This is a genomic window from Kribbella sp. HUAS MG21, assembly GCF_040254265.1.
In the GTDB taxonomy this organism is placed as follows: Bacteria; Actinomycetota; Actinomycetes; order Propionibacteriales; family Kribbellaceae; genus Kribbella.
On sequence record NZ_CP158165.1, the window covers coordinates 3,170,211 to 3,196,488 of the forward strand.

The 26,278-nt window shown below is 70.0% G+C and carries 22 protein-coding genes; 8 read left to right on the top strand and 14 right to left on the bottom strand.

Going from position 1 to position 26,278, the window contains the following annotated elements:
• Positions 1–84 precede the first annotated feature (84 nt).
• Entirely contained in the window at positions 85–684 is a 600-nt protein-coding gene (locus ABN611_RS15530; protein WP_350280578.1) for a response regulator transcription factor, read from the top strand.
• On the opposite strand, the gene ABN611_RS15535 is transcribed toward ABN611_RS15530, so the two are convergent.
• The 9 genes from ABN611_RS15535 to ABN611_RS15575 form a co-directional block, all read right to left on the bottom strand.
• Positions 663–2,345 carry an ABC transporter ATP-binding protein gene (locus tag ABN611_RS15535; protein WP_350280579.1) on the bottom strand — a complete coding sequence of 561 codons (1,683 nt, stop codon included), beginning with the start codon at positions 2,343–2,345 and terminating at the stop codon, positions 663–665. The two genes, ABN611_RS15530 and ABN611_RS15535, sit on opposite strands and share 22 nt — an antisense overlap.
• Positions 2,342–3,997 carry an ABC transporter ATP-binding protein gene (locus tag ABN611_RS15540; RefSeq protein ID WP_350280580.1) on the bottom strand — a complete coding sequence of 552 codons (1,656 nt, stop codon included), beginning with the start codon at positions 3,995–3,997 and terminating at the stop codon, positions 2,342–2,344. Before ABN611_RS15540 ends, ABN611_RS15535 begins: the two co-directional genes overlap by 4 nt.
• Positions 3,994–5,862: a prolyl oligopeptidase family serine peptidase gene (locus ABN611_RS15545; protein ID WP_350280581.1), complete on the bottom strand. Its 1,869-nt coding sequence runs from the start codon at positions 5,860–5,862 to the stop codon at positions 3,994–3,996. The genes ABN611_RS15540 and ABN611_RS15545 overlap by 4 nt, the downstream gene beginning before the upstream one ends.
• 135 nt (positions 5,863–5,997) lie before the next feature.
• Entirely contained in the window at positions 5,998–6,135 is a 138-nt protein-coding gene (locus ABN611_RS15550) for a SapB/AmfS family lanthipeptide (protein ID WP_130387812.1), read from the bottom strand.
• A 3-nt stretch (positions 6,136–6,138) separates the two neighbouring features.
• Positions 6,139–8,703 carry a class III lanthionine synthetase LanKC gene (gene lanKC / locus ABN611_RS15555; RefSeq protein ID WP_350280582.1) on the bottom strand — a complete coding sequence of 855 codons (2,565 nt, stop codon included), beginning with the start codon at positions 8,701–8,703 and terminating at the stop codon, positions 6,139–6,141.
• A gap of 233 nt (positions 8,704–8,936) precedes the next feature.
• Positions 8,937–9,998, bottom strand: a complete 1,062-nt coding sequence (locus ABN611_RS15560; RefSeq protein WP_350280583.1) for an ABC transporter ATP-binding protein — start codon at positions 9,996–9,998, stop codon at positions 8,937–8,939.
• Complete coding sequence (gene modB / locus ABN611_RS15565) at positions 9,995–10,798, bottom strand: molybdate ABC transporter permease subunit (protein WP_350280584.1); 804 nt, start codon at positions 10,796–10,798, stop codon at positions 9,995–9,997. The genes ABN611_RS15560 and modB overlap by 4 nt, the downstream gene beginning before the upstream one ends.
• Positions 10,795–11,559 (bottom strand): molybdate ABC transporter substrate-binding protein, encoded by a 765-nt coding sequence (gene modA / locus ABN611_RS15570; protein WP_350280585.1) that lies wholly within the window; start codon positions 11,557–11,559, stop codon positions 10,795–10,797. The genes modB and modA overlap by 4 nt, the downstream gene beginning before the upstream one ends.
• On the bottom strand, positions 11,559–11,954 hold the full coding sequence (locus ABN611_RS15575) for a TOBE domain-containing protein (protein WP_350280586.1): 396 nt from the start codon (positions 11,952–11,954) through the stop codon (positions 11,559–11,561). The genes modA and ABN611_RS15575 overlap by 1 nt, the downstream gene beginning before the upstream one ends.
• 100 nt (positions 11,955–12,054) lie before the next feature.
• Here ABN611_RS15575 and ABN611_RS15580 point away from each other — a divergent pair, with 100 nt between their 5' ends.
• The 3 genes from ABN611_RS15580 (at position 12,055) to ABN611_RS15590 (ending at position 15,601) form a co-directional block, all read left to right on the top strand.
• A complete protein-coding gene (locus ABN611_RS15580; protein ID WP_350280587.1) occupies positions 12,055–13,977 on the top strand; it encodes an acyl-CoA dehydrogenase in 1,923 nt (640 codons plus the stop codon).
• On the top strand, positions 13,970–14,587 hold the full coding sequence (locus ABN611_RS15585) for a hypothetical protein (RefSeq protein WP_350280588.1): 618 nt from the start codon (positions 13,970–13,972) through the stop codon (positions 14,585–14,587). The genes ABN611_RS15580 and ABN611_RS15585 overlap by 8 nt, the downstream gene beginning before the upstream one ends.
• Before the next feature lie 864 nt (positions 14,588–15,451).
• A complete protein-coding gene (locus ABN611_RS15590; protein WP_350280589.1) occupies positions 15,452–15,601 on the top strand; it encodes a hypothetical protein in 150 nt (49 codons plus the stop codon).
• Here the strand turns inward: ABN611_RS15590 and ABN611_RS15595 are convergent.
• Complete coding sequence (locus ABN611_RS15595) at positions 15,593–18,139, bottom strand: bifunctional FO biosynthesis protein CofGH (RefSeq protein ID WP_350281645.1); 2,547 nt, start codon at positions 18,137–18,139, stop codon at positions 15,593–15,595. The genes ABN611_RS15590 and ABN611_RS15595 overlap by 9 nt on opposite strands.
• Positions 18,140–18,266: 127 nt before the next feature.
• Here ABN611_RS15595 and ABN611_RS15600 point away from each other — a divergent pair, with 127 nt between their 5' ends.
• The 4 genes from ABN611_RS15600 to ABN611_RS15615 all read left to right on the top strand — a co-directional run bounded on the left by ABN611_RS15600 (position 18,267) and on the right by ABN611_RS15615 (position 23,466).
• The gene (locus tag ABN611_RS15600; RefSeq protein ID WP_350280590.1) at positions 18,267–18,821 is read left to right on the top strand and encodes a TetR family transcriptional regulator; all 555 of its coding nucleotides are present in this window, start codon (positions 18,267–18,269) and stop codon (positions 18,819–18,821) included.
• A gap of 48 nt (positions 18,822–18,869) precedes the next feature.
• The gene (locus tag ABN611_RS15605; protein WP_350280591.1) at positions 18,870–21,176 is read left to right on the top strand and encodes a CehA/McbA family metallohydrolase; all 2,307 of its coding nucleotides are present in this window, start codon (positions 18,870–18,872) and stop codon (positions 21,174–21,176) included.
• A gap of 62 nt (positions 21,177–21,238) precedes the next feature.
• On the top strand, positions 21,239–21,571 hold the full coding sequence (locus tag ABN611_RS15610) for a hypothetical protein (RefSeq protein WP_350280592.1): 333 nt from the start codon (positions 21,239–21,241) through the stop codon (positions 21,569–21,571).
• A gap of 68 nt (positions 21,572–21,639) precedes the next feature.
• Complete coding sequence (locus ABN611_RS15615; protein ID WP_350280593.1) at positions 21,640–23,466, top strand: ABC transporter permease; 1,827 nt, start codon at positions 21,640–21,642, stop codon at positions 23,464–23,466.
• On the opposite strand, the gene ABN611_RS15620 is transcribed toward ABN611_RS15615, so the two are convergent.
• Genes ABN611_RS15620 through ABN611_RS15635 form a run of 4 tightly spaced genes read right to left on the bottom strand, consistent with a single transcriptional unit; the run spans position 23,423 to position 26,157 of the window.
• On the bottom strand, positions 23,423–23,920 hold the full coding sequence (locus ABN611_RS15620; protein ID WP_350280594.1) for a DUF2867 domain-containing protein: 498 nt from the start codon (positions 23,918–23,920) through the stop codon (positions 23,423–23,425). The genes ABN611_RS15615 and ABN611_RS15620 overlap by 44 nt on opposite strands.
• 16 nt (positions 23,921–23,936) lie before the next feature.
• The gene (locus tag ABN611_RS15625) at positions 23,937–24,470 is read right to left on the bottom strand and encodes a TetR/AcrR family transcriptional regulator (RefSeq protein ID WP_350280595.1); all 534 of its coding nucleotides are present in this window, start codon (positions 24,468–24,470) and stop codon (positions 23,937–23,939) included.
• A gap of 35 nt (positions 24,471–24,505) precedes the next feature.
• Positions 24,506–25,714 carry an MFS transporter gene (locus tag ABN611_RS15630; RefSeq protein WP_350280596.1) on the bottom strand — a complete coding sequence of 403 codons (1,209 nt, stop codon included), beginning with the start codon at positions 25,712–25,714 and terminating at the stop codon, positions 24,506–24,508.
• Positions 25,711–26,157, bottom strand: coding sequence for a MarR family transcriptional regulator (locus ABN611_RS15635; RefSeq protein WP_350280597.1), 447 nt, complete (start codon positions 26,155–26,157; stop codon positions 25,711–25,713). The genes ABN611_RS15630 and ABN611_RS15635 overlap by 4 nt, the downstream gene beginning before the upstream one ends.
• Between the last annotated feature and the right edge of the window lie 121 nt (positions 26,158–26,278).

A 26,278-nucleotide genomic window follows, 5' to 3' on the forward strand; every position in this document is an offset into this window, starting at 1 on the left:
GATCGAGACACGGGTACCGCCACCCGGCCGCTCGATCGGCAGCCGGGGGTGTGGTGAGGCGACGATGCGATGGGGGCAGCAGCGGTGATCCGAGTGGCTCTCGGCCATCGCGGCACACTGGTGCGTGGTGCACTGGCCGCGGTGCTGGCAGCGGAGAACGACCTGGACGTGGTGGCGGAGGTGGACCGCTCGGAGGACGTCCTCCAGGTCGCCGGGCGGCGTCCTGACGTGTTCCTGCTCGACCCGCAGCTGCCCGGCCGGATCCGGACCGAGGAGCTGTGCCGCAAGCTCGCCGGCCGCGGCGTGCTGGTGCTGATCGACCACGAGGCGATCGCCGCCACCAGCCTCGCGCTGGTGAAGCAGGCGCCGCGGATCGGCCTGATCGCGACCGATGCCACTACCGACCAGCTCGTGCAAGCGGTCCGCGATGTGGCGAAGGGGCTGCCCGTGGTCGACGTACGGCTGGCAGTGGCTGCCCTGAAGGCAGGTGACAACCCGCTGACCGACCGTGAGTGCGAGGTACTGCGGCACGTCATGACCGGCGCCACCGCGCAGGAGGTCGCCCGCACGCTCAGCCTGAGCGCCGGGACGGTCCGCAACTACCTGTCCCGGATCCTCGCGAAGACCGGCTCACGCAGCCGCATCGAAGCGATCCGGAAGGCTCACGAGGCCGGCTGGATCTGAGAAGGCGCCCAGCTGCCGTGCAGGTCGCGGTACATCCGGGACGTCCGCATCAGAGCGGCGTGGCTGCCGAGCGCGGCCTTGTTGCCGTCCAGGACCAGGATGCGGCGCGCGCGGAGCGCGGAGCTGATCCGGTGGGCGATCACGATCAACGTTCCGGGACGCTGCGCGAACGCTTCCTCGGCCTGCCGTTCCGCCTCGGGATCGAGGAAACAGGTCGCCTCGTCGAGTACGACGAGCGGCGCCGGCGACAGGTACGCGCGCACCAGCGCGAGCAGCTGCTTCTCGCCCGCGGACAGCTCACCGGGCTTGACCTCGGCGCGCATCCCGCCGATCCGCTCGATCAGTCGCGCGGCCCCGATCGCCTGTACGGCGTGCCCGAGCTGCGCATCGGTTGCGTCAGGCAACAAATAGCTGAGGTTGTCGCGGACCGTGCCGCTGAACACGTACGCCTCCTGCGGAATCAGCACGCGCGTCCGTGCGAGCCGTTCGGTCGTCACCTCGGTCGGCGGGACACCGCCGAGCAGCAGCCGCCCGCTGGTCGGCGTGAGCATCCCGCAGACCAGGCCGGCCAGCGTCGACTTCCCGATCCCGCTCGGCCCGACCACGGCGAGGTGCTCACCTTCGGGAATCGTCAGCTCGAGCTTGTCGAGCACCGGCTCGGCCTTCGGGCCGTAAGCGAACGTCAGCCCGCGCAGGCGGACTTGATAGCCGTTGAGCTCGTCGACCGGCCGCGCCGGTTCCTCCGGCGGTGACGTGTCGAGGATCCGGCCGAGCGTGATCACGTACCGCAGACCGCTGTCGCCGAGCGCGTTCATCACGGTGTTCAACGCCGGCTGCAGCCCGATCAGCACGTAGGTGAGACTGCCGAGCAGGGTCCCGGTGCTGACACCACGCCCCACCAGCCACGGTCCTGTCGCGAGCAGGATCAGCAACGGCAGCCACCCACCGACCGCGAAGCACAACGTCCGCAGCGCCGCCACCTTCGCCAGCGCCCGCTCCGCCGCCGCGTGCGCCTCGATCGGCCGGCCGGCCAGCCATTCGGCGTACTCCTCGGTCCCGGACGCGGTGATGTCCCGGACCCCGCCGAACACCATGCCCGCCGACGCCGCGAGCTCCTCGTCCGCCGCGAGCGACGCGCGCACCCGGTCCGCCGCCATCCCGAGCACCGCGAGCGACAACCCGAACCCGAGCAGGAACGGCGGTACGACGAATGCCGCGACCAGCGGGGCCAGCGACAACAACCCGGCCAGTACGCCGAACAACGTGACGGCGAAGCTCCGCAGCACCAGGACCAGTCCCGCGAACGTGTCCCGGACGATCTCGACCTGCCGGTTCAGCCGCGCGACGGCGCCGTCGTCACCGGTGCGGAGCGCGCCGCCGACAACCCGCCGTACCAGGTCGTCCCGCAGCGGCTCGACCAGGTCGCCCAACCGCCCGTACACCTGCCGCGCGCCCGCCGCGCCGAGGCACGCCGCCGCCACCAGCCCACCCAGCCACGCAATCCCCTGCCCCGCATGCCCAGCAAGAAAGCTGTCCGTCGCCCGCGCCACCGCGATTCCGTACACCGCCGTCGGCAGAATCTCCGGAACCGACCACCCGACCAACCTGACCGTGGCCCGCTTCCGCACCGCGGCAGCGCCGTACGACAACTCTCGTTTCATGCGAAGACAGCTCGGTACGACGTGTTGCGCCAGAGGTCGGCGTGCGGGGCGATGGCGCGGACCTGGCCGTGGTCGAGCCAGATGACGAGATCGGCGCGGGCCGCGGTGGCCGGGCGGTGGGTGACGATCAGGCGGGTGCGATGCCGGCGGTCCTCGGTCAGCGTCCGGCTGATCTGGCGCTCGGTCGCGGTGTCGAGGCTCGACGTGGCGTCGTCGAGGACCAGCAGGCGGCGGGCCGGCCAGGCGCGGGCCAGGCCCAGGCGTTGACGTTCGCCGCCGGACATCGGTGCCTTGCGCAACGATGTGAAGTACCCGTCGGGCAGTCGGCTGACGAAGTCGTGGGCGTGCGTGGCGCGCGCGGCGGCGAGCGTGCTGACCGGGCTCACCGCCTGCGGGTCGATCGCCTCGCCGATGGTCCGGCCGATCAGTTGCGGCCGCTCGAACGCGCACCCGACGGCACTGCGCAGCGCCCGCCGGCTGACAGCCTGCAGCGGTACGCCGTCCAGCGAGACCTGACCTGTCGACGGGTCCCGCAGCCGGGCCGCGACCGCGGCGAGCACGGATTTGCCGGCACCGCTCGGGCCGACCACCGCCACCGTGATGCCGCCGGGGAGGTCGAGATTCACGTTGTCCAGCAGGACATTGCCGTCGGCGACCACGCTGACACCGTCGAACGTGAGCTGCCCGGCGCCGGTCGGGAGCGGCAGGGTGCCGTGGGCGACGGACTCGATCGCGATCACCTCGGCGGCGCGACCGACGCCGGCCTTGGCGCGGGCCAGCTCGCCGATGACGCCGGTCAGGTTGCCGAGCCCGGCGCCGAGTACGGCGTACTGCGACGCGGCGAACAGCTCGCCGGCCGTGACGTTGCCGTTGACGAGTTGCAGCCCGCCGACGGCCAGCACGGCCACCAGGACGAGCGGGCCGACGACTGCGGCCTGGGCGCCGGAGCGGGCGAGGATCCGCCAGGTGACGACGCCGTGCCGGTGCAGTTCGGGCAGCAGGCCGAGGACCCGGCGCTCCTCGCGTTCCGTCGTACCGGCGGCGGTGATCGTGCGGATGCCGGTGAGTGATTCGGAGAGCAGCGCGGCGATGCGGCCCTGCGTCTCCTGGTAGGACAAGCTGACGTCGGCGGTCCGTTTCGCGAAGGTCCAGAGGACGAGCACGACGAGCAGCACACCGCCGAAGAAGGCCGCGGCCAGCCAGCGGTCGATGACTGCGAGCAGGACGAGACTGCCGAGCGGGGGAGCGATCGCGGCGATCGCGGTCACCGCGGCCGGACCGACTTGCGCGGCGTCGGTCGCGTTGGCCGAGACACGGGTCACCAGGTCGCCGGTCTCGAAGTCGCGCGTGCCTTCCGGGCCGCCCCGGACCACGTGCTTGACCAGGCGGTGCCGGAGCCACGCGGTGGTTTCGGCGACGCACGCGGCACCGGCGAACGCGTCGATGATGCTGGCCGCGATCCCGAGCCCGATCAGCGAGGCGGCGACCACGAGCCAGCGGGTGTAGCCGGTGCCGGCCACGATCGAGTCGACGGATCGCCCGAGGACCGTCGGGAGTGCGAGCGTGACGCCGCTGCCGATCAGCGCGTTGATCCCGATCAAGGGCAGCCACCCACGGCCGTGCTTGGCCACTTCGCCGAAGGTGATCGTCATGGGCGCGGCTCCCCGTCGAGACCTGTTTGGTCCGCGAGGAAGGCGAGGAGGTCGGCGGCCAGGTTGATGCCGCCGGTCGTGTGGCCGGCGTCCGGTTCGAACCTCAGCAGGACCGGCCGGCTGCTCGCCGTCGCGTGCTGCAACGCCGCACACAGCTTCCGCGCGTGCAGCGGGTCCACGCGCGTGTCGTTCCCGAAGGCCGTCAGCAGCACGGCCGGGTACTTCACGCCCTCGCTGACGCGGTGGTACGGCGAGTAGGACAGCAGGTGCTCGAAGTCGGCGGCGTCTCGCACCGACCCGTACTCCGCCGTCCACCGCTCGCCGAGACCGGACAGCTCGTAGCGGATCATGTCCGTCAGCGGCGCCGAGCAGACAGCTGCCGCGAACAGCTCCGGCCGCTGCGTCAGTGCGGCCGCCGTGAGCAGCCCGCCGTTGGACTCACCGCAGATCGCGAGCTGGTCCGCGGTGGTCCAGCCGTCCGCGATCAGGTGCTCGGCCGCGGCGATGAAGTCGTCGAAGACCCGCTGCTTGTTGTGCCCGGTGCCGGCGCGGTGTGCAGGCCCGTCCCCGCTGAGCGTGGCCGTCACGAACGAGCCGCCGGCCTCCACCCAGGCCAGCGCGAAGGCGGAGTAGGTCGGTGTGAGCGACTGCCCGAAGCCGCCGTATCCGTAGAGGATCGTGGGACGCGGTCCCGGCTTGCCGATGACGCGCAGCTCGACACCGGAGCCGGTGGTCAGCAGGTACGTCTCTACGGGCGTGGCCTCCGCCTGCTGATGCGTCGTACGACCTGTGTCTGCGTCGTAGCAGTAGACGGTGGGCGGCGTGACACTGTCCGTGTAGCTGAACCAGGCGCGGTTGCCGTGCGCTGTGAGGGACCCGACTGACCCGTGCCCGGGCAGCTCCAGTGAGCTCAGCCGGCGGCCGCTCTTCCGGTCATGCACGGCGATCTCCGTGGCGGTGGCGACCAGCACCACCTCGTCGAGGATCGCGAGACCGGTCAGCGGCTGCCGCGGCTGGATGTAGTCGTGCCAGACCGTCGGCGCAGCCGGATCGCCGACGCAGATCCGGCCGGTGGGCGAGGCCTGCGTGGTGACGACGTACAGCCGGCCGTCCGGACCAACCGACATGAGTGTCGTGGCGTCCACCGGGATGTACGTCGGTGGCGCGTCGACCGTGAGGTCCGCGAACCAGAGGTCGCTCGCCGTACAGATCGTCAGCCAGCGGCCGTCCGCGCTGATCTCCAGCCCGTACGACGCCTCGTCCGCGAGGACCGTGGTGTCGTCGGAGTCGCCTAGGCGGTGCCGGCGTACCTGCCGGAAGCGGACGTAATAGAACGTGCTGTTGTCCGGCAGCCAGGCCACGGGCGAGTAGCGGCAGCCGTCGAGCGGACCGTCGACCACCTCTCCGCTGGCGACGTCCAGCACCGAGAGCGTCGACTGCTCGGTGCCGCCGCGCGACAGCTGGTAGGCGAGCCTGCTGCCGTCCGGAGATGGCTGCCACGCGTCGAGCGTGGTCAGGCCGGACGGGTCGAGCTGTAGCGGGTCGAGCAGCGGTGTCTCGTCGACGTACAGAACAGCGTGCTGCTGCGTCGGCTCGCGGCGCAGCGTGAAACAGCGCCCGCCACGCCAGACCGGTGTCGAGACGCTGCCGACGGCCGACAAGCGCCGTACGGCGTTCTTCCAGCGGAACCGTGTCGTCAGCGAACCGGCGTACGTCAGCCAGAGCTCGTCCTGGTCCCGCAGCCAGCCTTCGGCGGCCGACGGGTCCTCGAGCCAGCGGTACGGATCCGCGACGGTACGACCGTGCACCTGCTCCACGAGCGTCAGACGCTCGGCGCATGGATAAGACTGCACGGAGTAGATCACCTCACTCTCCTTGTGCCCCACCAACACAACGAGCCCGCGGGCCCGGGGCTACCAGGGGCCTGGAGACAGGTCGGCCCTGGGTGGGAATGCCGCCCACCCAGGGCCTCACTACCTGGCATTTGCAGGTTTGCCGAATCAGTGGCAGAGCAGCAGGCTCAGGTTGCTCGGGGTCTGCGACGCGCAGCCCAGCACGGTCAGCGTGGAGCCGCCGTGGTGGTGGCCGCCGTGGCCGTAACCCGGGGTCTCCAGACCCTGAAGGTCGAGAAGTGCCATGTTTTACACCTCCTTCGGTGCAGTTCGTCGGGATGGGTACTCGGACCACTGGGGAGGTCCGAGGAACGGGAGGGACACCGGCGCCGGTTCCGCATGGTGCAGCGCCGTTCCCAGGGCCAGCAGGACGCCGGCCGATCCGGTCGCCAGGTCCATCGAGAGACGGAGCAACTGGTTGCCGGGGTACGCGAGGCCGCCCGCGAACGGCATCGCGTGCCAGCCGAGGCCGCGGACCAGGTCGTCGACCTGGTCGTCGAGGGAAGCGGCCGTGAGGAGAAGACCGGCGCGGCCCATGAACAGCCCCGGCTGGACGTAGTAGTCGCAGTGCGTCACTCGCTTGAGCTGGGCCAGCGTTTTGGTCAGCTCGTCGGAGGGCCGGTGCCGCAGGTAGCGCTCGAGGACGAGCGCGATGCCGGCGGAGCCTTCCTCCAGGTACGGCAGCGTCCGCCAGCCTTGGTTGACCTGACGCATGCCGTCCTCGGTGAGAACGGTCCGCTTCAGGTCCTGCTGGATCGCGATCTCCGCGAGGTCCAGCAGCCCGGTGTCGCCCAGCACCTCGAACGCGTTGAGGAACAGCAGCGCCGGCCCGGACGACCCGAACATCAGGCCGGCCCGCGGGTACTGCCCGCCGCTGATCTCCGGTACGTCGGTCTGGATCCGGTCCGCGACCAGGTCCAGGACGCGGACGGCCTGCGCCCGGAGCGTGGGCTCGGTGTCGAAGTGCAGGAGTCCCAGACCGATGCCGGCCAGGCCCGAGTGCAGCCCGAGCTCACGGGAGCTCCAGTCGTCGGCAAGCGTCCGCTCGACCAGGTCGAGTGCGTCCTGGTGATGACCGAGCTCGTCGAGCACGTGGGCGACGCCGTGCAGCCCGTCGTACAGGCCAGGGCCCGCGGCGGTCGTCAGAGCCTGCTTGCGCAGCCAGTCGTCGTACTGCGGGAAGCGTCCGGCGCCGGTCTTCGCGAGCGCGTAGAGCACACCGGCCGCGCCGGTCGCCAGGTCGATCCCGCCGCCGTCGCGGAACTGCGCGATGTCGCCCGGGAACAACCTGTCGGAGCGTTCCGGGGTCGCACTCGCCACGATCGCCTTCGTGAGCGCGGCCCGTACGTCGGTCCACTCGGCCTTGCCGGGCAACGCGACGTCGGCCAGGTCGTTGCGCTCGTCCGCGCCGACGATCGTGCGGACGGCGTCGTCCAGCTGGTTGCGCGGCACGGGGAACGTCTCGGCGATCATGTCGGCGAGCTGGAACGCCTTGCCGGGATGGAGGTTCAGCAGGATCGTCGCCTGCGGCGCGTACATGCCGAGCGCGATGCAGGCAAGTGCGTACCGGTCGACGTCGACACCCTGCCGGTCCTGCGGAGCGGCATACCCGGGATGGGCGAGCGTCGAGCGCGCCTGGTCCTCGGCCCTGGTCGCGACCTCGAAGTCGATCAGCGTGAGCTTGCCGTTCACGTCGAGGAGCAGGTTGTCCGGATGCAGGTCGCAGAACACCACGCCGCGCTCGTGCAGCTGGCCGACCGCCGCACCGACCTTGGCGATCATGCCGGCGGCCCACTCGGCGTACGCCGCCTTGTCGGCCGCCGTCGCGTCCGGGTGCGTCAGCGGATAGCGCCGTACCAGCTCGCGCTGGAGCGACACGGAGTCGATGTGCTCCTGCACGAGGAAGTGGTGCTCACCCAGCTGCAGGTAGTCATAGGTCCTCGGCACTGCGTCGAGGCCGTCGAGCTGCGCCAGGATGTCGCGCTCGTGGGCGATCCGGGCCACCGCGTCGCGCCCCGCCATGTCGAGTCCGGCGTACGGGCGGCCTTCCTTGAGGACCACGCGGTCGCCGGTCTCGGTGTGGTGGCCGAGGTACACGCCGCCGCCGTTGGAGAACTGGATGACGCCGTCGATCGTGTACGCGAGCTCGTCGGTGGTGACCGCGTTGCGGGCGTCCAGGTGCGGCCGCAGGAAGTCCGGGAGCTGCACCCAGGGCGGCGTGACGAACGTCGGCCCGCGGTGGTCCGGGACGAGGTTGCCGTCCGCGTCCTCGATCGCCAGCACGCGTTCGCCGGTCGGCGACAGGCAGTGCCGGCTGACGAAGGCGCCGTACCGCACGAACAGCGGACCGTCCGCGTAGCGCAGATCGCTCAGGATGTAAGGGCCTTCGACGCCGCGGAGGGCTTCGTCGAGGTCCTTCAGAATCACCTCGAGCTGCGCGTCGTCGGCCGGGTAGATCGTCACCAGCTTGCCGCTCGACCCGCGGGGAGCGGCCTTCGAGTTCACCATCACCAGGACGGCCTCGTTGCGCAGGAACTTGAACGCGATGCCGCGCGGGACGCAGTACTCCCACACCGCCTCGAGCGTCCGCTCGACGTCTTGCAGCCGCGCCGACACGTGGATCTTCCAGCCCTGCGTCGGCAGCTGGAGCCCGTCGGGCGCGTAGTGCATCCACTGCTCGCCCGGCACGTGCCGCCAGCCGTCCGGGACCGCGCGGTCCGTGATCGCGAAATCCGGATGCTGAGCACCACGCCTGGCCGGCGTCTCGTAGAACTGCCGATCCGCTAAGCAGTAGAACTCGTAACTCTCGTGCATGACTGTCCGACCCCCTTTCGTGGTGCCCCGGCACATCTTGGGCGGCCCGAACAGGGTCGGCGTAGTGCGTGATGTCATCACTCGCACGTGAAGAACACACCCACTACGAGTGAGTAACTAAACACTCTTCGTTACCGTACTGCGCGTTCTGAGCGTGAATCGGGCCGTGACAACATGTCAATCCGCGACAACCGTGTCACGGGCCGTAACTTCACTCGCTGTGCGTCGTAGGCCTAGACCGGATAGGTGTGGACCTCGGTGGCCTTGAGGGTGGGGTGCAGGGGCTGGCCGGGGGTGAGGTGGAGGTCGGCCACCGCGGCCGGAGTGATGTCGGCGAGCAGGTCGGAGGGGCCGGCGGGGGAGGCGTCGAGGCGGACGCGGACCGTGTGGGCGTGCTGCTCGATGCCGGTGACGACAGCCGACCAGGTGTTGCGGGGGCTGCCGGCTGGTGGCTCCAGATAGAGGCTGACCGCTGTCGGTGGGAAGGCGACGTGGACCGGTCCGGTAGTGGGCTCCGCGAGGGTGATGGTGCCGCCGTCGGCCAGGGCGACGGTGGTGCCGTCGGCAGTGCCTCGGTACAGGTTGAGGCCCACCAGTTGGGCGACGTAGTCCGTGCGGGGGCGGTGCGCCACGTCGGTCGGCTTGCCTTGCTGGACGATCTGGCCGTTCTCGATGATCACCAGGCGGTCGGCGAGGACCATCGCGTCCAGCGGGTCGTGCGTGACCAGTACGGTGCGGCCCTCGAAGCGGGAGAGGTGCTGGCCCAGCTCGGCGCGGACGTGGAGGGTGGTGCTGGCGTCGAGTGCGGCGAGCGGCTCGTCCAGTAGTAGTACTTCGGGGTCGGTGGCGAGGGCCCTCGCCAGAGCGACGCGTTGGGCCTGGCCGCCGGACAGGGCGCGCGGCTTCGCCCGGGTGTAGTCCGACAACCCGACGGTCTCCAGCCAGCGTGCAGCTTCCAGCCGGGCGGTCTGCTTGTCGGTGCCGCGGGCGCGGAGACCGAAGGCCACGTTCTCCAGGCAGGTGAGGTGGTTGAAGAGCAGGTAGTCCTGGAACACCACCCCGATCGGCCGGCGGTCCGGCGTACGGAAGGTGCGCGGCGGCTCGTCCCAGACCGCGTCGTCCAGTGCGATGCGTCCACTGTCCAGTGCGAGCAGTCCTGCGAGCGTGCGGAGCGCAGTGGTCTTGCCGGCGCCGTTGGGGCCGAGTAGTGCGACCACCTCACCTGGCTCGACGGTCAGGTCCAGTGCGAGGTCGAAGGCGCCGCGGCTCACCCGCAGGTCGGCGTACAGCGTCATTGGAGCCCGCTGATCCAGCGCTCACGCAGAGACGCCAGTACTACGACAGACACGAGCAGCAGCACCAGACTCAGTACTACGGCCACATCGGGATCCGTCTCGAGCGCCAGGTAGACGGCCAGCGGCATGGTCGTCGTACGCCCCGGGAAGTTGCCCGCGAACGTGATGGTCGCGCCGAACTCACCCAACGCACGTGCCCAGCACAACACCATCCCGGCGACGAGCCCTGGCGCGATCGAAGGCAGCGTCACCCGCCGGAACGTCATCCACCGCCCTGCACCGAGTGTCGCGGCCGCCTCCTCGTACCGCGGATCAGCTGCGCGGAGCGCGCCCTCGACCGAGATGACCAGGAAGGGCATCGCCACGAACGCTTCCGCCACGATCACGCCGGCAGTGGTGAACGGCAACGAGAACCCGAACCAGGTGTCGAGGTGCTGGCCAACCAGACCACGGCGCCCGAGCACGAGTAGTAGCGCCACACCTCCAACTACTGGTGGCAGTACTAGTGGCACTGTCACGAACGCTCGGATCACGCTCCGCCCAGGCAGACCACCTCTGGCGAGCAGCCACGCCAGCGGTACACCTAGGAGTACGCACAAGACCGTAGCGGCGGTAGCGCACACCAGTGAGAGCCTCAGCGCCTGCCAGACCTCAGCGCTGAACAGCCGCCGCGGCAGCGTCGACCACGGCGCCTCCGCGAGTAGGCCGACCAGCGGGACCAGCAGGAACGCCAGCCCGAGCAGAGCAGGCAGCAGCAGTACGACGGGCAGCCGCCCGCGGGTACTCCTGCCACGACTCACGGCGCGTCGAAACCGGCCGCGGTCAGGACGGCCTTGCCCTTGGCGGACAGGACGTAGTCGACGAACGCCTTGGCGCCGTCCGGGTTCGGGCCGTTGGTCAGCGTGGCGATCGGGTACTCGTTGACCGCCTGGCTCGCCTCCGGGAACTGGATGCCCTCGAGCTTGTCCTGCGCCGACCGTACGTCGGTCTTGTAGACCAGCGCCGCGTCGACCTCGTCCAGGCCGACCTTGGTGAGCGCGGCCTTCACGTCCTTCTCGAGCGTGTCCGGTTGGGGTGTGATGCCGGCTGCCTTGAACACCTTCGCGGCGGCCGCGCCGCACGGCACCTCGGCGGCGCACAGCGCGATCTTCTTGTCCTGGTCGGCGAAGTCCTTCAGGCCGGTGATCCCGCCCGGATTGCCCTTCGGTACCGCGATCTCCAGGGTGTTCTTCACGAACGTCGTGGGCGTGCCCTTGTCGCGGACGTCGGCCATGTTCTTCGGCGCCGCGGACGCGAACACGTCCGCCGGCGCACCCTTGTTGATCTGCTGCGCCAGCGCCGAGCTGCCGTCGAAGTTGAGGTTCACCTTCACACCGGGATGCGCCGCCTCGAAGTCCTTCCCCAGTTGGGTGAACGTGCCGGTCAGGGAGGCCGCGGCGAAGACGTTGACCTCGCCTGACGGCGCGGACGGCGTACCGGAACCACTCGACGCCGGGGTCTCGGCGCCGCACCCTGCCAGCGCTACGAGGGCCAGGACGGTGAGCGTCGCGCGGCGGAGCATCAGGCCTCCGGGATCTCGACGACGACGTGCGTGGACTTGATCGACGCGACCGCGATCACGCCGGGCTCCAGGCCGAGCTCGTCGGCGGCCTCGCGGCTCATCAGCGACACGACCCGGAACGGCCCGGCCTGCAGCTCGACCTGCGCCATCACGCCGTCCTTGACGACCCGGGTGACGATCCCGCGCATCCGGTTGCGCGCCGAGGCCGCAGCGGTGTGGCGGGGCTCCGGCGAGTCGGCCAGCTCCTGGGCGAACGCCGCGAGCGCGCGTCCGTCCACGGCCATCCGGCCGCTCTCCTGTTGGGACGGCAGCCGGCCCTGGTCGATCCAGCGCCGGACCGTGTCGTCGCTGACTCCCAGAAGGGCGGCCGCCTCGCTCACCCGCAAATTCGGCACAATGGCCAGCATAGTGCCGCAGACACGGATTGATGCCAGCTTTTCCACAGTCGCGACGTGGTGACGGAAAGTAGCGGCGATTCCTCGTAAGTTAGAGGACATGAGCACATCGTCGATGCGGGACTACTTGGACGGGCCGCACAAGGCGGCGCGGGACGTCGTGCGGGCAGGCCTGGCCGCGCACGCCGACCTGGGGGACCTGGCGGTGCGACTGCCGCGGGACGAGTATCGGGACGCGATCCTCGACCTGCTGCTGCAGTCGGCCGCGGACGGGCTGCCCGCGCGCGGCTACCCGAAGGAGTACGGCGGGGACGCGGACCTGGGCGGGTTCATCGCGGCCTTCGAGACGCTGGCCTTCGGCGATCTCTCGCTGATGGTGAAGGCGGGCGTGCAGTTCGGGCTGTTCGCCGGGGCGATCCTGCACCTCGGCACCGAGAAGCACCACGAGCGGTATCTGGCGGACGCCGTCAGCGGGCAGTTGCTGGGCTGCTTCGCGATGACCGAGACCGGTCACGGTTCGAACGTCCAGGCCCTCGGCACGACGGCGACGTACGACGCGGACACCGACGAGTTCGTCGTCCACACGCCGACGCCGGCCGCGCGGAAGGACTACATCGGCAACGCGGCGCGGCACGGGCGGATGGCGGCCGTGTTCGCGCAGCTCGTCGTCGGTGGCGAGACGCACGGGGTGCACTGCCTGCTGGTGCCGATCCGGGGCGCGGACGGCGCGGCGCTGCCCGGCGTGACGCTGTCGGACTGCGGTCCCAAGCTCGGGCTGAACGGGGTCGACAACGGACGGATCGTCTTCGACCAGGTCCGGGTGCCGCGCGACGCGCTGCTCGACCGCTACGCCTCGGTCGATGCCGAGGGCAACTACAGTAGCCCGATCGAGAACCCGGACCGGCGGTTCTTCACCATGCTCGGCACCTTGGTGCAGGGCCGGGTGTCGGTCGGCGGCGCGGCGATCAACGCGAGCAAGGTCGCCCTCACGATCGCGATCCGGTACGCCGCTCAGCGCCGGCAGTTCGGCGCACCGGGCAGTGCCGAGGAGGCGCTGCTGCTCGACTACCGCATGCACCAGCGCAGGTTGCTGCCGCTGCTCGCGCGGACGTATGCGCTGCACTTCGCCCAGGCAGAGCTGGTCGACGAGTTCACGCGGGTGTTCAGCGACGACCGCGACGAGCACGACCGGCGTGCCCTGGAGGCGCAGGCGGCCGGGACGAAGGCGCTCGGGACCTGGCATGCGACCGAGACGATCCAGATGTGCCGGGAGGCGTGCGGCGGCGCCGGCTATCTCGCGGAGAACCGGCTGGCGACGCTGAAGGCCGACACCGACGTGTTCACCACGTTCGAGGGTGACAACACGGTCCTGCTGCAGCTGGTGGCGAAGGGACTGCTGACGGACTACCGCGAGTCCTTCGGCAAGCTCGACCCGCTCGGTACGGCGCGGTTCGTCGCGGCGCAGGCCGTCGAGATCGCGGTCGAGAAGGCGGCGCTGCGGCCGTTGATCGAGCGGCTGCGGGACGCCGTACCGAATCGGGGTGATGCCGCGGACCCGGACGCGGGGTTGCGGGACGACGACTACCACTCCGGGCTGCTGCGCTTTCGCGAGGAGCACATGCTGTCCGGGGTGGCGCGGCGGCTGAAGGCCGGGATCGACGCCGGGGACGATCCGTTCGACGTGTTCAACCGGTGCCAGGACCACGTGATCGCCGCCGGGCGGGCGCATGTCGACCGGGTGGTGCTCGAGGCGTTCCAGTCCGCGGTGCGGAACGCGCCGGCCGAGATCCGGGAGGGGCTGCGGGACCTGTACGACCTGCACGCGCTGGCGACGATCGAGGCGGAGCGCGCGTGGTACCTCGAGCACGGGCGGCTCTCGCCGGGCCGGTCGAAGGCGATCGCCGCGCTGGTCAACGAGCTCTGCGCGGTCGTCCGGCCGGCGGCGGTGGACCTCGTCGACGCTTTCGGAGTACCGGGCTCCGCAGTGGAGGTGCCGATGGTTGTACCGTCGCAGCATGAGTGAGCCGATCGAACCCGCGTCGGCTGCCGAGGCCGCCCGTGAACTCGCGAGGGTGTTGCTGGAGCAGGCAGACGCTCTGGACCTGCACGACCTGCGGGCCACCGGCGCGATCGAGAACGTCCGGGTCCAGGCCCGGGCGCTCGCGGACGCCGTGCACGAGCGGGGCTGGGGTGACATCTTCCTCGGGATCGACTCCTACGACCCCGACGAGCTGGACGACCTGCCGCTGGGGCCCGACGACTTCGACGACCCGGCGGACTACCGGGAGATCGTCGAGGGCGGACCGCTGGACGACCTCGAGGAGCCGCTGGTCCCGGAGAACGGGGTCCGCCTCAGCTACCAGGCGCGGTACGACTACGTCGTGACCGACCCGGACGCCTTCGTGCGGTACGTCCGGAGTCGCGCGCACGAAGCGCAGAACGAGGACGTCGTCGACGACATCGAGGACGCGCAGTCCGCGTTCGAACTGCTCTGCTACCTGGACGGGCTGGGCTCGAAGGAGTACGAGTCGTTCGGCCTGGTGCCGGGCGGCGGCGAGGAGTCGCACAAGATCGTGCAGTTCTCGCTGTGGGACCTCGACCCGACCCGGCGCGACGACACCTACCCCTACTGAGACCTGTAGCAACGACAAACTGCCCCGCTGTACTGGTCCCCAGCAGCACCAGTACAGCGAGGCAGTCCCATCAGTAAGAAACGCCGGCCGTGCCGGGTGTTGGTCGCCACCTCACTGGCGACCAACACCCCACCGACACGGCCGGCGTCCTGCTGTTGCCCCGAGAGGGCAAGCGGCCCGAAGGAGGACGGATCCCGCGCACCGTTCCGCGGCCGGCAGGGGAGGTACAGTCCGGTCGCGGACGGGAGTACATCGGGAACCATCTGGACCTAGTGCCGGCGACCCGTCCGTCGCCGACATCGAGAACGTTGTCACGCACCCCGGCGTACCGGGAATCCTCCGGTTCAAACATTTGCATTGCCTTTGAAGTAAGCAACGCTCAGTAAAAATTCCCTCACTTTCCGTGCAGAGGTTGCCTGCCGCAACAACCACCACCCCCCAAACAGTTCGACACTCAACCGTTCCAGACGGTCGTTCCGGGCTAAGCCCGGAGATGGGTGAGCACCGCGAGGACCCGGCGATGGGTGTCCGGCGCCTCGTCGATGCGGAGCTTCTGGAAGATGCTCCGCATGTGGCTCTCGACCGTGCGTTCGGCGAGCACGAGCCGCGCGGCGATCGCGCTGTTCGAGCGGCCCTGGCGACCAGGGCCAGCACCTCGCGTTCGCGCGCGGACAGCGCGGCGAGCGGGTCAGCGACGCGCGTCGGTGTCACGAGCGCGGCCACGATCGCCGGATCCAGCGCCGACCCGCCGTTTACGACCCGGCGCAGGGCGTCCAGGAAGTCGCCGACCCGGAGCACCCGGTCCTTGAGCAGGTACCCGAACCCGCCGGTGCCGACCAGGCCGACCACAACCAGGCGTTCCCGGTGGAACCGGACGCGATGCCGTTCGGGTACCTCGCGGTCACGGGCGGGATCTACGTCGTCGGGTTCCTGCTCGTCGCGCTCGGTCACCGGGTCGGGTCGAAGCGCCGGACGCGCGCTGTCGACCTCGACCCGGTGAACCGATCAGGCTAGTTCGAGTTCGGTCGCTGGGCGGGTGGGGACTTCGCCGTAGGTGGTGGTGCGTTGGCGGGCGGGGCGGTTGGCGGCGGTGGCCATGGCGGTCAGTTCGGCGATGGACTTGCGGCTGCCGTGCTTGGAGCCGGCCATCCGGCTGATGGTCTCCTCCATCAACGTGCCGCCGATGTCGTTGACGCCGCCGTTCAGGACCGCGACGCAGCCGTCGACGCCGAGTTTCACCCACGAGCACTGGATGTTGTCGATCCGGCCGTGCAGCATGATGCGCGCCATCGCGTGCACCGCCCGGTTCTCGTCGTACGTCGGACCGGGACGGGCGATGCCGGCGAGGTAGATCGGCGAGTTCTGGTGGATGAACGGCAGCAGCACGAACTCCGTGAAGCCGCCGGTCTCGTCCTGGACCGCGGCGATCGTGCGCAGGTGCTGGACCCAGTGGTGCGGTGCGTCGACATGGCCGTACATCATCGTCGAGCTGGACGGCAGCCCGACGCGGTGCGCGGTACTGATCACCTCGATCCAGCTTGCCGTGGGCAACTTTCCCTTGGTGAGGATCCAGCGGACGTCGTCGTCGAGGATCTCGGCGGCGGTGCCGGGGATGCTGTCCAGCCCGGCCTCCTTCACCGAGATCAGGAACTCCTCGATCGACAGCCCTGTGCGCACCGAGCCGTTCACGATCTCCATCGGCGAGTACGCGTGGACGTGCATGTCCGGGACGCGGTCCTTGACGGCGCGGACCAGATCGGCGTACGCCGTGCCGGGCAGGTCCGGGTGGATACCGCCCTGCATGCAGACCTCGGTGGCGCCGATCACCCAGGCTTCCTCGGCGCGCTGCCCGACCTCGTCCATCGAGAGCGAGTAGGCGTCGGCGTCGGTCCGGCGCTGGGCGAACGCGCAGAACCGGCAGCCGGTGTAGCAGACGTTGGTGAAGTTGATGTTCCGGTTCACCACGTAGGTCACGTCGTCGCCGACCGTTGCCTTGCGCAAGTCGTCGGCGATCCGCGCCAGCTCGTCCAGCGCCGGCCCGGTCACCGTCATCAAGGTGAGCGCCTGCGCGTCGGACAACCCGGCCGGATCCCGCTCGGCGGCCACCAGGGCCGCCTTCACCTCGGCAGAAATGCGCTCAGGCGAGCCGGTCCCGGCCGGTGCGCCGCCGGCGGAAGCGCCGCCCGCGGTCGCTTCGGCGGCGCGGCGGGCTGCGACGTCTTCGCGGAGGACGTTCCAGTCGCCGTACGCCGCGTCGAAGTCCGAGCGAGTTTCGGTACGGCGGCCTTCGGTGTCGATGGCGGTGTGGAGGTCGGTGCGGCCGACACTGTCCCAGCCGCCGTCCGGCTCCTGCCAGGGGAGACCGGCCGGCATGGCGCTCTCGTCGGCCAGGCCGGTCGCGGGGTCGACGAGTGCCTCGACGTGCGAGATCAGGCGCGGGTCCAGCCAGGGTTCGCGGAGGTACTCCGGGTGCGCAGTGAGCCGCTCGCGCAACTCGAAGCCCGCGTCGGCGGTCACCTTCGCGAGATCGTCGATCTGCGGCCACGGGCGCTCGGGGTTCACGTGGTCCGGCGTCAGCGGCGAGACCCCGCCGAAGTCGTCGACACCCGCGTCCAGCAGTGCCCGGCACTCGGCAAGGTCGACCAGGTTCGGCGGCGCCTGGACCCGGACCCGCGGCCCGAGCACAATCCGCGTCACCGCGATCGCGGCCAGCCACTCGTCCAGCGGAACGTCGGCGTCGTTGCGCATCGCCGTGTCCGGCTTCACCCGGAAACCCTGGATGATCACTTCTTGGATCCCGTTGTACTGCCGCGCGATCCGCCGCAGCGCGAAGATCGAGTCGGAACGTTCCGACAGCGTTTCCCCGATCCCGATCAGCAGCCCGGTGGTGAACGGGACGTTCGAGCGCCCGGCGTCCTCGAGCACCCGCAGCCGGACCGCCGGGTCCTTGTCCGGCGACCCGAAGTGCGGCTGCCCCTTCTCCTCGAACAGCCGCCGCGAGGTGGTCTCCAGCATCATGCCCATGCTGGGCGCGACCGGCTTCAGGCGCTGCAGGTCCTGCCACGACATGACGCCCGGGTTGAGGTGCGGCAGCAGCCCGGTCTCCTCGAGGACCCGGATCGCCATCGCGCGCACGTAGTCGAGCGTGCTGTCGTACCCGGCCTCCTCCAGCCACTTCCGTGCCGCGTCCCAGCGTTCCTCGGGCGCGTCGCCCAACGTGAACAGCGCTTCCTTGCAGCCCAACGCGGCACCCTGCCGCGCGATCTCCAGCACCTCGTCCGGCGACAGGTACGGCGCATGCACGCGACCGGGCGTGGTGGCGAACGTGCAGTAGTGACAGCGGTCCCGGCACAGTCGCGTCAGCGGGATGAAGACCTTCTTGGAGTACGTCACCACGCCCGGCCGGCCGGCGTCCGCCAGGCCCTGGTCGCGGACCCTGGCCGCTGTCGCCATCAGGGCGGTCAGCGCGTCGCCGCTCGCGCCGAGCAGCACCTCCGCCTCGGCCGGGTCGAGGGTCTTTCCGTCGTCCGCGCGCTTGAGCGCCCGGCGCATCGCAGTACTCAGGTCTGCTGGTTTCGATGAGGCCACGAAATCCGAGCCTAAGTCGCGGAAAACGGTTGATCCCGCGTTTTCCGGGACCAAAATCAATCCGTACGAACGTCCTGATAGTTTGCTGTTCGTGCAGGTCAGACGGGGTGTCGACGGGCGCCGGCTACGCGGTGAGCAGCGCCGCGGCGAGCTGCTCGCGGCAACGCTGGCCGTGATCGAACGCGACGGAGTCGCAGGTGTCAGCCATCGCGCAGTGGCCGCGGCGGCCGACGTGTCGGTCGCGTCGATCACCTATCACTTTCCGACACTGGACGATCTCCTCGTCGCGGCGCTGCAGTCGGCCGCGGAGGATCTCGCCGCCGAGCTGCACGGCCGCGGCAGCGAGCTGGGCGCGCGGCCGGCCGACGAGTTGGCGCGCCTGATCGAGCACAGCGTCGTACGGCGGCGTGGCCGGACGCTGGCCCTCTACGAGCTGTACCTGTACGCGGCGAGGCGGCCTGACCTCCGGGAGACGGCCGGTGCGTGGCTGGAGCCGTTGACGGAGATCGCCAGAGCCTTCACCGCGGATCCGCAGAAGGCGAGGCTACTGGTTGCTGCGCTGGACGGTCTGCTGATGCAGGCATTGATCGGTGCACGCGACCCGGACCAGGCTGACGTCGCCGCGCTATTAGAGGTGCTCAGGTAGACGCCGCCGAGTAGGGTCGCGAAGGAACTCGCCCCAGGGAGGTCCTCGGTGTCAGAGCCCGCAGTACAGCCCCTGTTCGCATCCGCGGCGCGCGCCGTGCGGAAACTGCAGGACGTCGGCGATCCGCTGCCCGCGGACCTGGTCGCGCAACTGTCCAAGCTGGAAAGCAGTTCGTTGAGCGATGCGGAGCGTCGTACTCAACTCGAAGCTCTGCTGCGACCGTTCGTCCTGGTGGACGTGGCGATCGACGAGCGTGGGATGGCGGTCAGCACGCCGGGTGCCGCGCCGCCGCGACTGGTTCAGCACGGCTGGCGCAGTTTCCTCGTCCGGGTGGCGAACCCGCACCGGCTCGAGGCCAAGCTGGGCACCGGCGCCGGCGGGGTGCACGGCCTGATCGACTTCCACAGCCATTCGGCGCGGATCGCGATGCCCGACACGCTGACCGTCGTACCGCGGATCGAGAACGCCTGGCTGGACGCGAAGCTCGCCGGGTCCGGTGAGCTGTCGGGCCTCGAGGTCGAGTACCAGGTCATCAGCCTCTACAGCCGCGACGGCGGCGTCCGGGCGGGCGGGTTGATGTTGTTCGCCGCGGACGAGCACAACCACGACAGCCTGAGCCGGACGCCGCAGGGGCTCGCCTACCAGCGGACGAACTTCGAGCTGGGCCAGTACGCCGCCGCGTTCGACTTCGACTGCGCGCCGGCCCGGGAGATCCGGATCGACGTCCGGGAGCCGGACGGGCGGAGCTGCATGGCCGCGATCACGGTCCGGGACGCGCAGGGACGCAGCTACCCGTCGAAGGCGATGCGGCTGGCGCCGGACATGTTCTTCCACGAACACGTCTACCGGGCGACCGGTGAGATGATCCGGCTGCCCGCGGGCCGGTACCAGGTGTCCGCGGTTCGCGGGCCCGAGTACCGGCCGGTGCTGGTGGACGCCGACATCGACGCGGAGACGTCGGAAATTCCGATCGTCCTCGACCGGTGGACCGATCCGGCGAGCCACGGGTACTACTCGGGCGACCCGCACATCCACGCCGGCGGCTGCTCGCACTACAACGTCCCGAGCGAAGGCGTGACGCCGGAAACGATGATCCGGCACGTCCGCGGCGAGGGCCTGTCGCTCGGCAGTGTCCTCACCTGGGCGCCGTGCTACTACCACCAGAAACAGTTCTTCACCGGCCGGTCGATCAGCCCGCCGGCCGACCTGGAGTATCCGGCGATGCAGGCCGCGCAGGGCATGACGTGGACCCCGCGACCCACCGATCGCGACGCCGAGAGCGTGTTGCGCTACGACGTCGAGGTTTCCGGTTTCCCGTCCAGTCATTCCGGCCACCTGATCCTGCTCGGCCTCACCGAGCAGGACTATCCCGGAACGAAAATCATCGAGGACTGGCCGTCCTGGAATCTGCCGGTGCTGCGCTGGGCCAAGGAGCAGGGCGCACTGGTCGGCTACGCGCACTGTGGGGTCGGGCTGGGCGTCGGCACCGAAGAACTGCCGAACTACATCGTCCCGTCGTTCCAGGGCATCGGGTCCAACGAGATCGTCGTCGACGTACCGCTCGGTGCCGCCGACTTCCAGTGCGGCAGCCAGTTCGCGCCCGCCGCCGAGCTGAACATCTGGTACCACCTGCTCAACGTCGGCTACCGCACGCTGATGCTCGGAGAGACCGACTATCCGTGCATCTACGACGACGGTCCGGGCCTCGGGCGGACCTACGTGCGACTGCCGGAGCCGCCGGCGGGTCCACAAGCGCTCGAGGCATGGACAGCCGGCCTGCGCGACAGTTCGTCGTACTTCGGTGACGGCCGGAGCCACGTGTTCGACCTGGCTGTCGACGGGGACACCGGCCGGGAACAGGTGCGGACCGCCCCCGGAACGGCGCGGGTGAGCGCGACCGTCGCGGCGTGGCTGCCCGCGGAACCGCCGCCTCCGCCGCCCGGGCGTCCTGTCTACAGTGCGCCGGTCGGCTGGCATCTCGAGCGGGCCCGGATCGGCTCGACGCGGCACGTGCTGCTCGAGGTCGTCGTGAACGGCGTACCGGTGGCGTCCCAGGAAATTGTTGCCGACGGCACCGAGCAGGAAATCGCCGTCGACGTTCCGCTGGAACGGTCGTCCTGGATCGCGGTGCGGATCCTCCGCAGCGTGCACACGCAGCCGGTGTTCGTGGAGGTCGGCGGGCGGCCGATCCGGGCGTCCCGACGCAGCGCGCAGTGGCTGTACGACTCCGTCGACGCGTTGTGGGACGCGAAGTCGGGATTCATCCGGGAGGACGAGCGGACGGCCGCGCGCGAGGCGTACGACGCCGCGCGGGTGACGTACCGCGCGCTGCGGGACGAATGCGAGGCGGACTGATGGCTCATTGCTCACCTGCCGTCGGCTGTTGCGGTCCGGTCGAGACCGACGCACCGATCGCTGTGACCGTGAACCCGGAGGCGCGGGTGAACGTCGCCCGCACGACGGCGCCGATCGGCGAGCTGACGCCGGGGACCTGGCACACCCTCGAGGTCGCCGTGGTGAACGACGGCTTCGTGACCGGTCCGCTGGTCGTGGAGGCCGAGCCGGTCCGCGGCGTCGAGCTCGACCTGCCGGCGTTCGAACTGACCGGCGAGCATCGTCAGACGGCCGGTTTCCGGATCCGGTTCGGGACGGCGGACGTCGTCGATCTGACCCTGACGTTCCGCGCACTGTCCGCGCTGGGCGGTCTGGCGATGCACAGCTCCGTGAGCCTCCTGCTGCGCGCGGGGTAGCGCAGAAGCTACCGGGCTGGATCGTCCGCGCCCGGGCGGTTCGCGGTTGCCGGTTGTTGAGTGGACGCATGCTGAGGTTGTCGGTCGGGGCGTTGCGGACGAGGTGGCAGCTGTTCGCCGGAGCGGTGGTGGCGGTCGCGCTCGGAGTCGGGCTGGTGCAGTCCGGGTTGCAGTTGATCGCCGCGACCGACCGGCCGGTGCTCCCGGCCGGTCTGTCGGCGTTCGAGCGGGCCAAGGTGCGGGAGGGGTACGTCGGTGCCGCGACACTGCTCGGAATGTCGGTGATGCTCGCCGTTTTCCTGAGCGTTTTCATTGTCAGTACGACGTTCGGGTTCATCACCGTGCAGCGGCGGCGGGAGTTCGGGTTGCTGCGGCTGGTGGGGGCGCAGCGCGGCTACCTGTGTGTGATGGTGCTCGTCGAGGCGGGTCTGCTCGGAGTGGCCGGCAGTGTGGCGGGGCTGCCGCTCGGGGTGCTGGCGACCTGGGCGCAGTCGTGGTTGCTCGTCGAGTTGGGGATGTTGCCGGAGTGGTTCAGGGCGCCGTGGGACCAGGGCGCCGTCTGGGCGGCGATGATCATCGGGGTGAGTACGGCGTTGGCCGGGGTGCTCGCCGCGGCCTGGCGGGCGTCGCGGATCAGCGCGCTCGAGGCGGTCGTCGAGGGGCAGGCGGCGCGGCGCGTGATGACGGGATGGCGCTGGTTCTGGGGACTGTCGGCGGCGCTCTGCACGGTGGTGCTGGTGATCGCGGCACAGGCCGCGCGCGATCTCGTGGCAGGGTTGATGATCGGGCTCGTCGTGATGATCAGCGGGTCCGTGGCGCTGAGCCAGTTGAGCCCGGTCGTCGTACCGCTGGCCGGACGGATCCCCGCAGTCGTCGTCCGTGGCAACTTGATCGCCGATCTCGCCCGCGCGGGCGTGCTGCACGCGGTACGGCGCAGCGCCACGACCGCGGCCCCGTTGATCGTGCTCGTCGGCCTGGTCGTCGGGCTGTGGGGGACATTCGGGTCGCTGGCGAAGGCGGTCGGCGTCGAGCAGGAACGGCTGATCACGGCTGACGTCGTCGTCGATCACGCCGTCCGGCCGGGGCCCGGTGTCACGGCGGCGTCGGTGCAGACCGCCGTGCCGATCGCCGTCACACGTTTTCGGAAAACGGTGTACTCCGAGGCGGTCGGGATCGATCCGGCCGCGTACCAGTCGACGCACCGGCTGCGGCCGCGGAAGGGTTCGCTGGACCGGCTGACCGGGCGGACGATCGCGATCGGGCCCGGGATGGCGGCGGAGGGATACCGGCTCGGATCGACCCTCGATGTTGCGCTCGGCAACAGGAAGGTCGCGGTCAAGGTCGTCGCAATCATGCCGGAAACGCTCGATGTCAGCGAGAACTTCTTCATTCCGCGGAGCCTGCTGCCGGCCGGTGGGCGGACGGAGACGTTGGTGAAGCTGGCGCCCGGCGCGACGATGGAGGGGCGCACGGTCGAGGAATGGGCGGCGGCGCGCGGCGAGGCCCAGCAGCGCAGCAACTCGGGACTCTTCGCCGCGCTGATGGGCCTGGCCGGCATCTTCACCGCCGTCGCGGTGGTCAACGCGGTCGTGATGTCCACGGCCGACCGGCGGCAGGAGTTCACGCTCTCGCGACTGGCCGGGCTGACCCGCGCGCAGGTCGTCGCGGTCGCGCTGGTGGAGTCCGGGACCGTTGTCGTGGTCGGCGTACTGCTGGGATCGCTGGTTGCTGCGGCCGCGCTCGCCGGTATCGCGGCGGGGCCTTACGGCCTTGCTGCGTTGGCGATTCCGTGGCGGCTGCTCGGGCTGATCTTCGGGGCGGCGCTTGTCGTGGTCGGCGCCGCGGCCACCCTCACCGCTTGTCGCGCCACGTCTCGCCGGCTCGGCACATACTGAGCAGCACGACGTGGTGGAACGGCCGGATCAGGTTGTAGTAGAACCGCCCGGCGGGCCGCAGATACTCCACGAGCGTCACCACCTTGAACGTCGCCGGACGCTCGTTGTCGGTGATGATCGCGAGGTAGGCGACCAGGTGGTTGTCGGAGACCTTCAGCAGCAGGTAGCGATCCTCCTCGCCGCGCATGACGGTGAAGAACGAGTTCTGCTCGCCGGGCGTGAAGCTCACGGTCTCGGGCCGCAGCCGACGCGAGTCCGGTACGCCGGTGGTTTCCAGCCGCAGTACGGCGGCCACAGCCATGCGTACCGCGAACAATCCCTTGATCCACAACGGACTGTGGCCCAATGCCCCGGCGGTGAACTCGCGCAGCGTGACGTCACCGCGTGCCGTCTTCACGTCGATCTCGTCGACGACCGGAATCAGGTCGTCGAGCTCGTGCAGAGTGGTTGGCATCTCGGGCCCTCCAGTCCTAGGAAATGAGGCGGAGCACCAGGTCGTAGATCTCCCGCACGTCCCGGTTGTCGATCGGCGGCAGCACCTGCTCCGCGCCGATCAGAATCAGGTACAGCAACTGCGCGAACCGGTCAGGGTCCACGTCGGCATCCAGCCCACGACACAACTTCTTCAGGTATGCCGTCCGCGCCGAATCGACCCGCTCCTGCGCAGCCCGCACGTCCGGGTCCTGCAAAGCCCAGGCCCGCACCGCGATCTCGAGCCCCGCACTGTCGGAATCCGCCAGCACCAGCCGCAACAAGTGCTGCAACTTCGCCGGCGCCGCCCGGTCCGCGGCAGCTTCGACCGCGTCGATCAGCCGGGTGGTGTAGCGCGCCTCGAAGTGCTCCAGGAGCGCCTGCTTGTAACCGGCGGCGCTCCCGAAGTGGTGGTAGTACGAGCCTTTGGTGACCCCGAGCACACCGGTCAGCCGTTCGATCGTGACTGCCGGCGCACCTTCGACCTCCAGCAGCCGCAGACCAGCGTCCAGCCACTCGAGTCGCGTCACCATGCTCGCGACCATACCATACCGTTTGGTATGGAACCTCAGGCGTCAGCCACCGTGACGGCTTCGGCCTCGGACACAGAGTGGTTCGCGGGCACGCGCAGATGCGAGAGCGGCTTCCACCCGGTGGCCAGCGCGGCGACCGCGAGCAGTACGGCGACAGCGCCGACGTAGAACGGAAGCTGGATGTTGACCTCCTCGCCGAGCTTCCCGGCCAGCCACGGCGCGACCGCGCCGCCGGAGAAGCGCACGAAGGAGTACGCCGCCGACGCCGTACCGCGCTCCACCGGCGCCGCGCCCATCACGGCCTCGGTGATCAGCGTGTTGTTGATGCCGAGGAACAACCCGGCCACGACCACACCGACCGCGAGCACCGGCTTGTGGTGTGCGTACACACCCATCACCGCCAGGTCCGCCGCGAACAGCAGCAGCACACTCATTGCCACCGGCAACGTCCCGAACCGGCGCTGCAGCCGCGGCGCCACGAACACCGACGTGAACGCCAGGCACAGCCCCCAGCCGAAGAAGATCAGCCCGATCTGCCGCGCCGACATCGCCAGCGGGAACGGTGTGAACGCGAGCAGCGTGAAGAACCCGAAGTTGTACAGCAGCGCGGTCACCGCCACCGTCGCCAGCGACCGGTGCCGCAGTGCCTTCAGCGGCTCGACGATCGACGTACGGCGGGATTCTCGCGGCGAGGCCGGCAGCAGGAAAGCGGTCGCGGCGAGCGCGATCGTCATCAGCACCGCGACGCCGAAGAACGGCCCGCGCCAGGAGATCGTGCCCAGTTCGCCGCCGACGAGCGGGCCGGCCGCGATGCCGACGCCCAAGGCGGCTTCGTACAGGATGATCGCCTCGGCGACCGAGCCGGACGCCGAGTTCACGATCGTCGCGAGTGCCGTCGCGATGAACAAGGCGTTCCCCAGGCCCCAGCCGGCGCGGAACGCGACGATCGCGCCGATGCTGTTCGACAGGCCGGCGAGCGCGCTGAACACCACGATGATCGCCAGGCCGATGAGCAGCGTGCGCTTGGCGCCGATCCGGCTCGAGACCGCGCCGGTGACCAGCATCGCGACGCCGATCACTGCCATGTAACTCGTGAAGAGCAGCGACACCTGGGACGGGCTCGCGTGCAGCTGCTCGGCGATCGGCTTCAGGATCGGGTCGACCAACCCGATCCCCATGAACGCGATCACGCACGCGAACGCGACCGCCCAGACGGACTTGGGTTGCTTCAGGAACGTGCTCACCGGGCTGTGGCCTCCGGAGGTTCGAGGGTGAGGAGTTTGTGGATGACCGTGACGGCGGCGTCCAAGGTGGCGAGGTCGGCCGCGGGCAGCTGACCCAGGTACGCCGACAGGGCTTCGCCGGCCTGGTGGCGGGCGCTGCGCAGCTCGGCGAGGCCCGCGTCGGTGAGGCTGATCAGGCTGGCGCGCGAGTCCGCCGGGTCCTGGACGCGCCGTACCAAGCCCTGCTCCTCGAGCCGCTGCACGAGGTTGGACATCGTCGGCTGCGACACCCGGTCCGCCTTGGCCAGGTCGCCGATCCGCGCCTGCCCGAGCTCGTCCACCCGCCCCAGCACCCGCATCGCGGCGTGCGGCAACGTGTTCACGTTCCGCGTCGCCAGCCGCGACAGCCGCGTCGACGCGACGACGATGTCCTCGCCGAGCTGTGTCAGATCGTTGACGGTCACACCAACGAATATACATAGCAAACCTATGTATCGCCACGGACGTGAACAGGATCACGGCGTGGTTAGGGCTGGGCGGACCGGGTACCCGGGCGGCTGTCACCGGTCGGCGGTTGCTCTGGAC

Excerpts from the sequence above, each read along its gene's own strand:
- ABN611_RS15535 (WP_350280579.1), bottom strand. The coding sequence starts at position 2,345 with ATGAAACGAGAGTTGTCGTACGGCGCTGCCGCGGTGCGGAAGCGGGCC.
- ABN611_RS15540 (WP_350280580.1), bottom strand. The coding sequence starts at position 3,997 with ATGACGATCACCTTCGGCGAAGTGGCCAAGCACGGCCGTGGGTGGCTG.
- ABN611_RS15550 (WP_130387812.1), bottom strand. The coding sequence starts at position 6,135 with ATGGCACTTCTCGACCTTCAGGGTCTGGAGACCCCGGGTTACGGCCAC.
- lanKC (WP_350280582.1), bottom strand. The coding sequence starts at position 8,703 with ATGCACGAGAGTTACGAGTTCTACTGCTTAGCGGATCGGCAGTTCTAC.
- ABN611_RS15560 (WP_350280583.1), bottom strand. The coding sequence starts at position 9,998 with ATGACGCTGTACGCCGACCTGCGGGTGAGCCGCGGCGCCTTCGACCTC.
- modA (WP_350280585.1), bottom strand. The coding sequence starts at position 11,559 with ATGCTCCGCCGCGCGACGCTCACCGTCCTGGCCCTCGTAGCGCTGGCA.
- ABN611_RS15580 (WP_350280587.1), top strand. The coding sequence starts at position 12,055 with ATGAGCACATCGTCGATGCGGGACTACTTGGACGGGCCGCACAAGGCG.
- ABN611_RS15585 (WP_350280588.1), top strand. The coding sequence starts at position 13,970 with ATGAGTGAGCCGATCGAACCCGCGTCGGCTGCCGAGGCCGCCCGTGAA.
- ABN611_RS15595 (WP_350281645.1), bottom strand. The coding sequence starts at position 18,139 with ATGCGCCGGGCGCTCAAGCGCGCGGACGACGGAAAGACCCTCGACCCG.
- ABN611_RS15615 (WP_350280593.1), top strand. The coding sequence starts at position 21,640 with ATGCTGAGGTTGTCGGTCGGGGCGTTGCGGACGAGGTGGCAGCTGTTC.
- ABN611_RS15620 (WP_350280594.1), bottom strand. The coding sequence starts at position 23,920 with ATGCCAACCACTCTGCACGAGCTCGACGACCTGATTCCGGTCGTCGAC.
- ABN611_RS15625 (WP_350280595.1), bottom strand. The coding sequence starts at position 24,470 with ATGGTGACGCGACTCGAGTGGCTGGACGCTGGTCTGCGGCTGCTGGAG.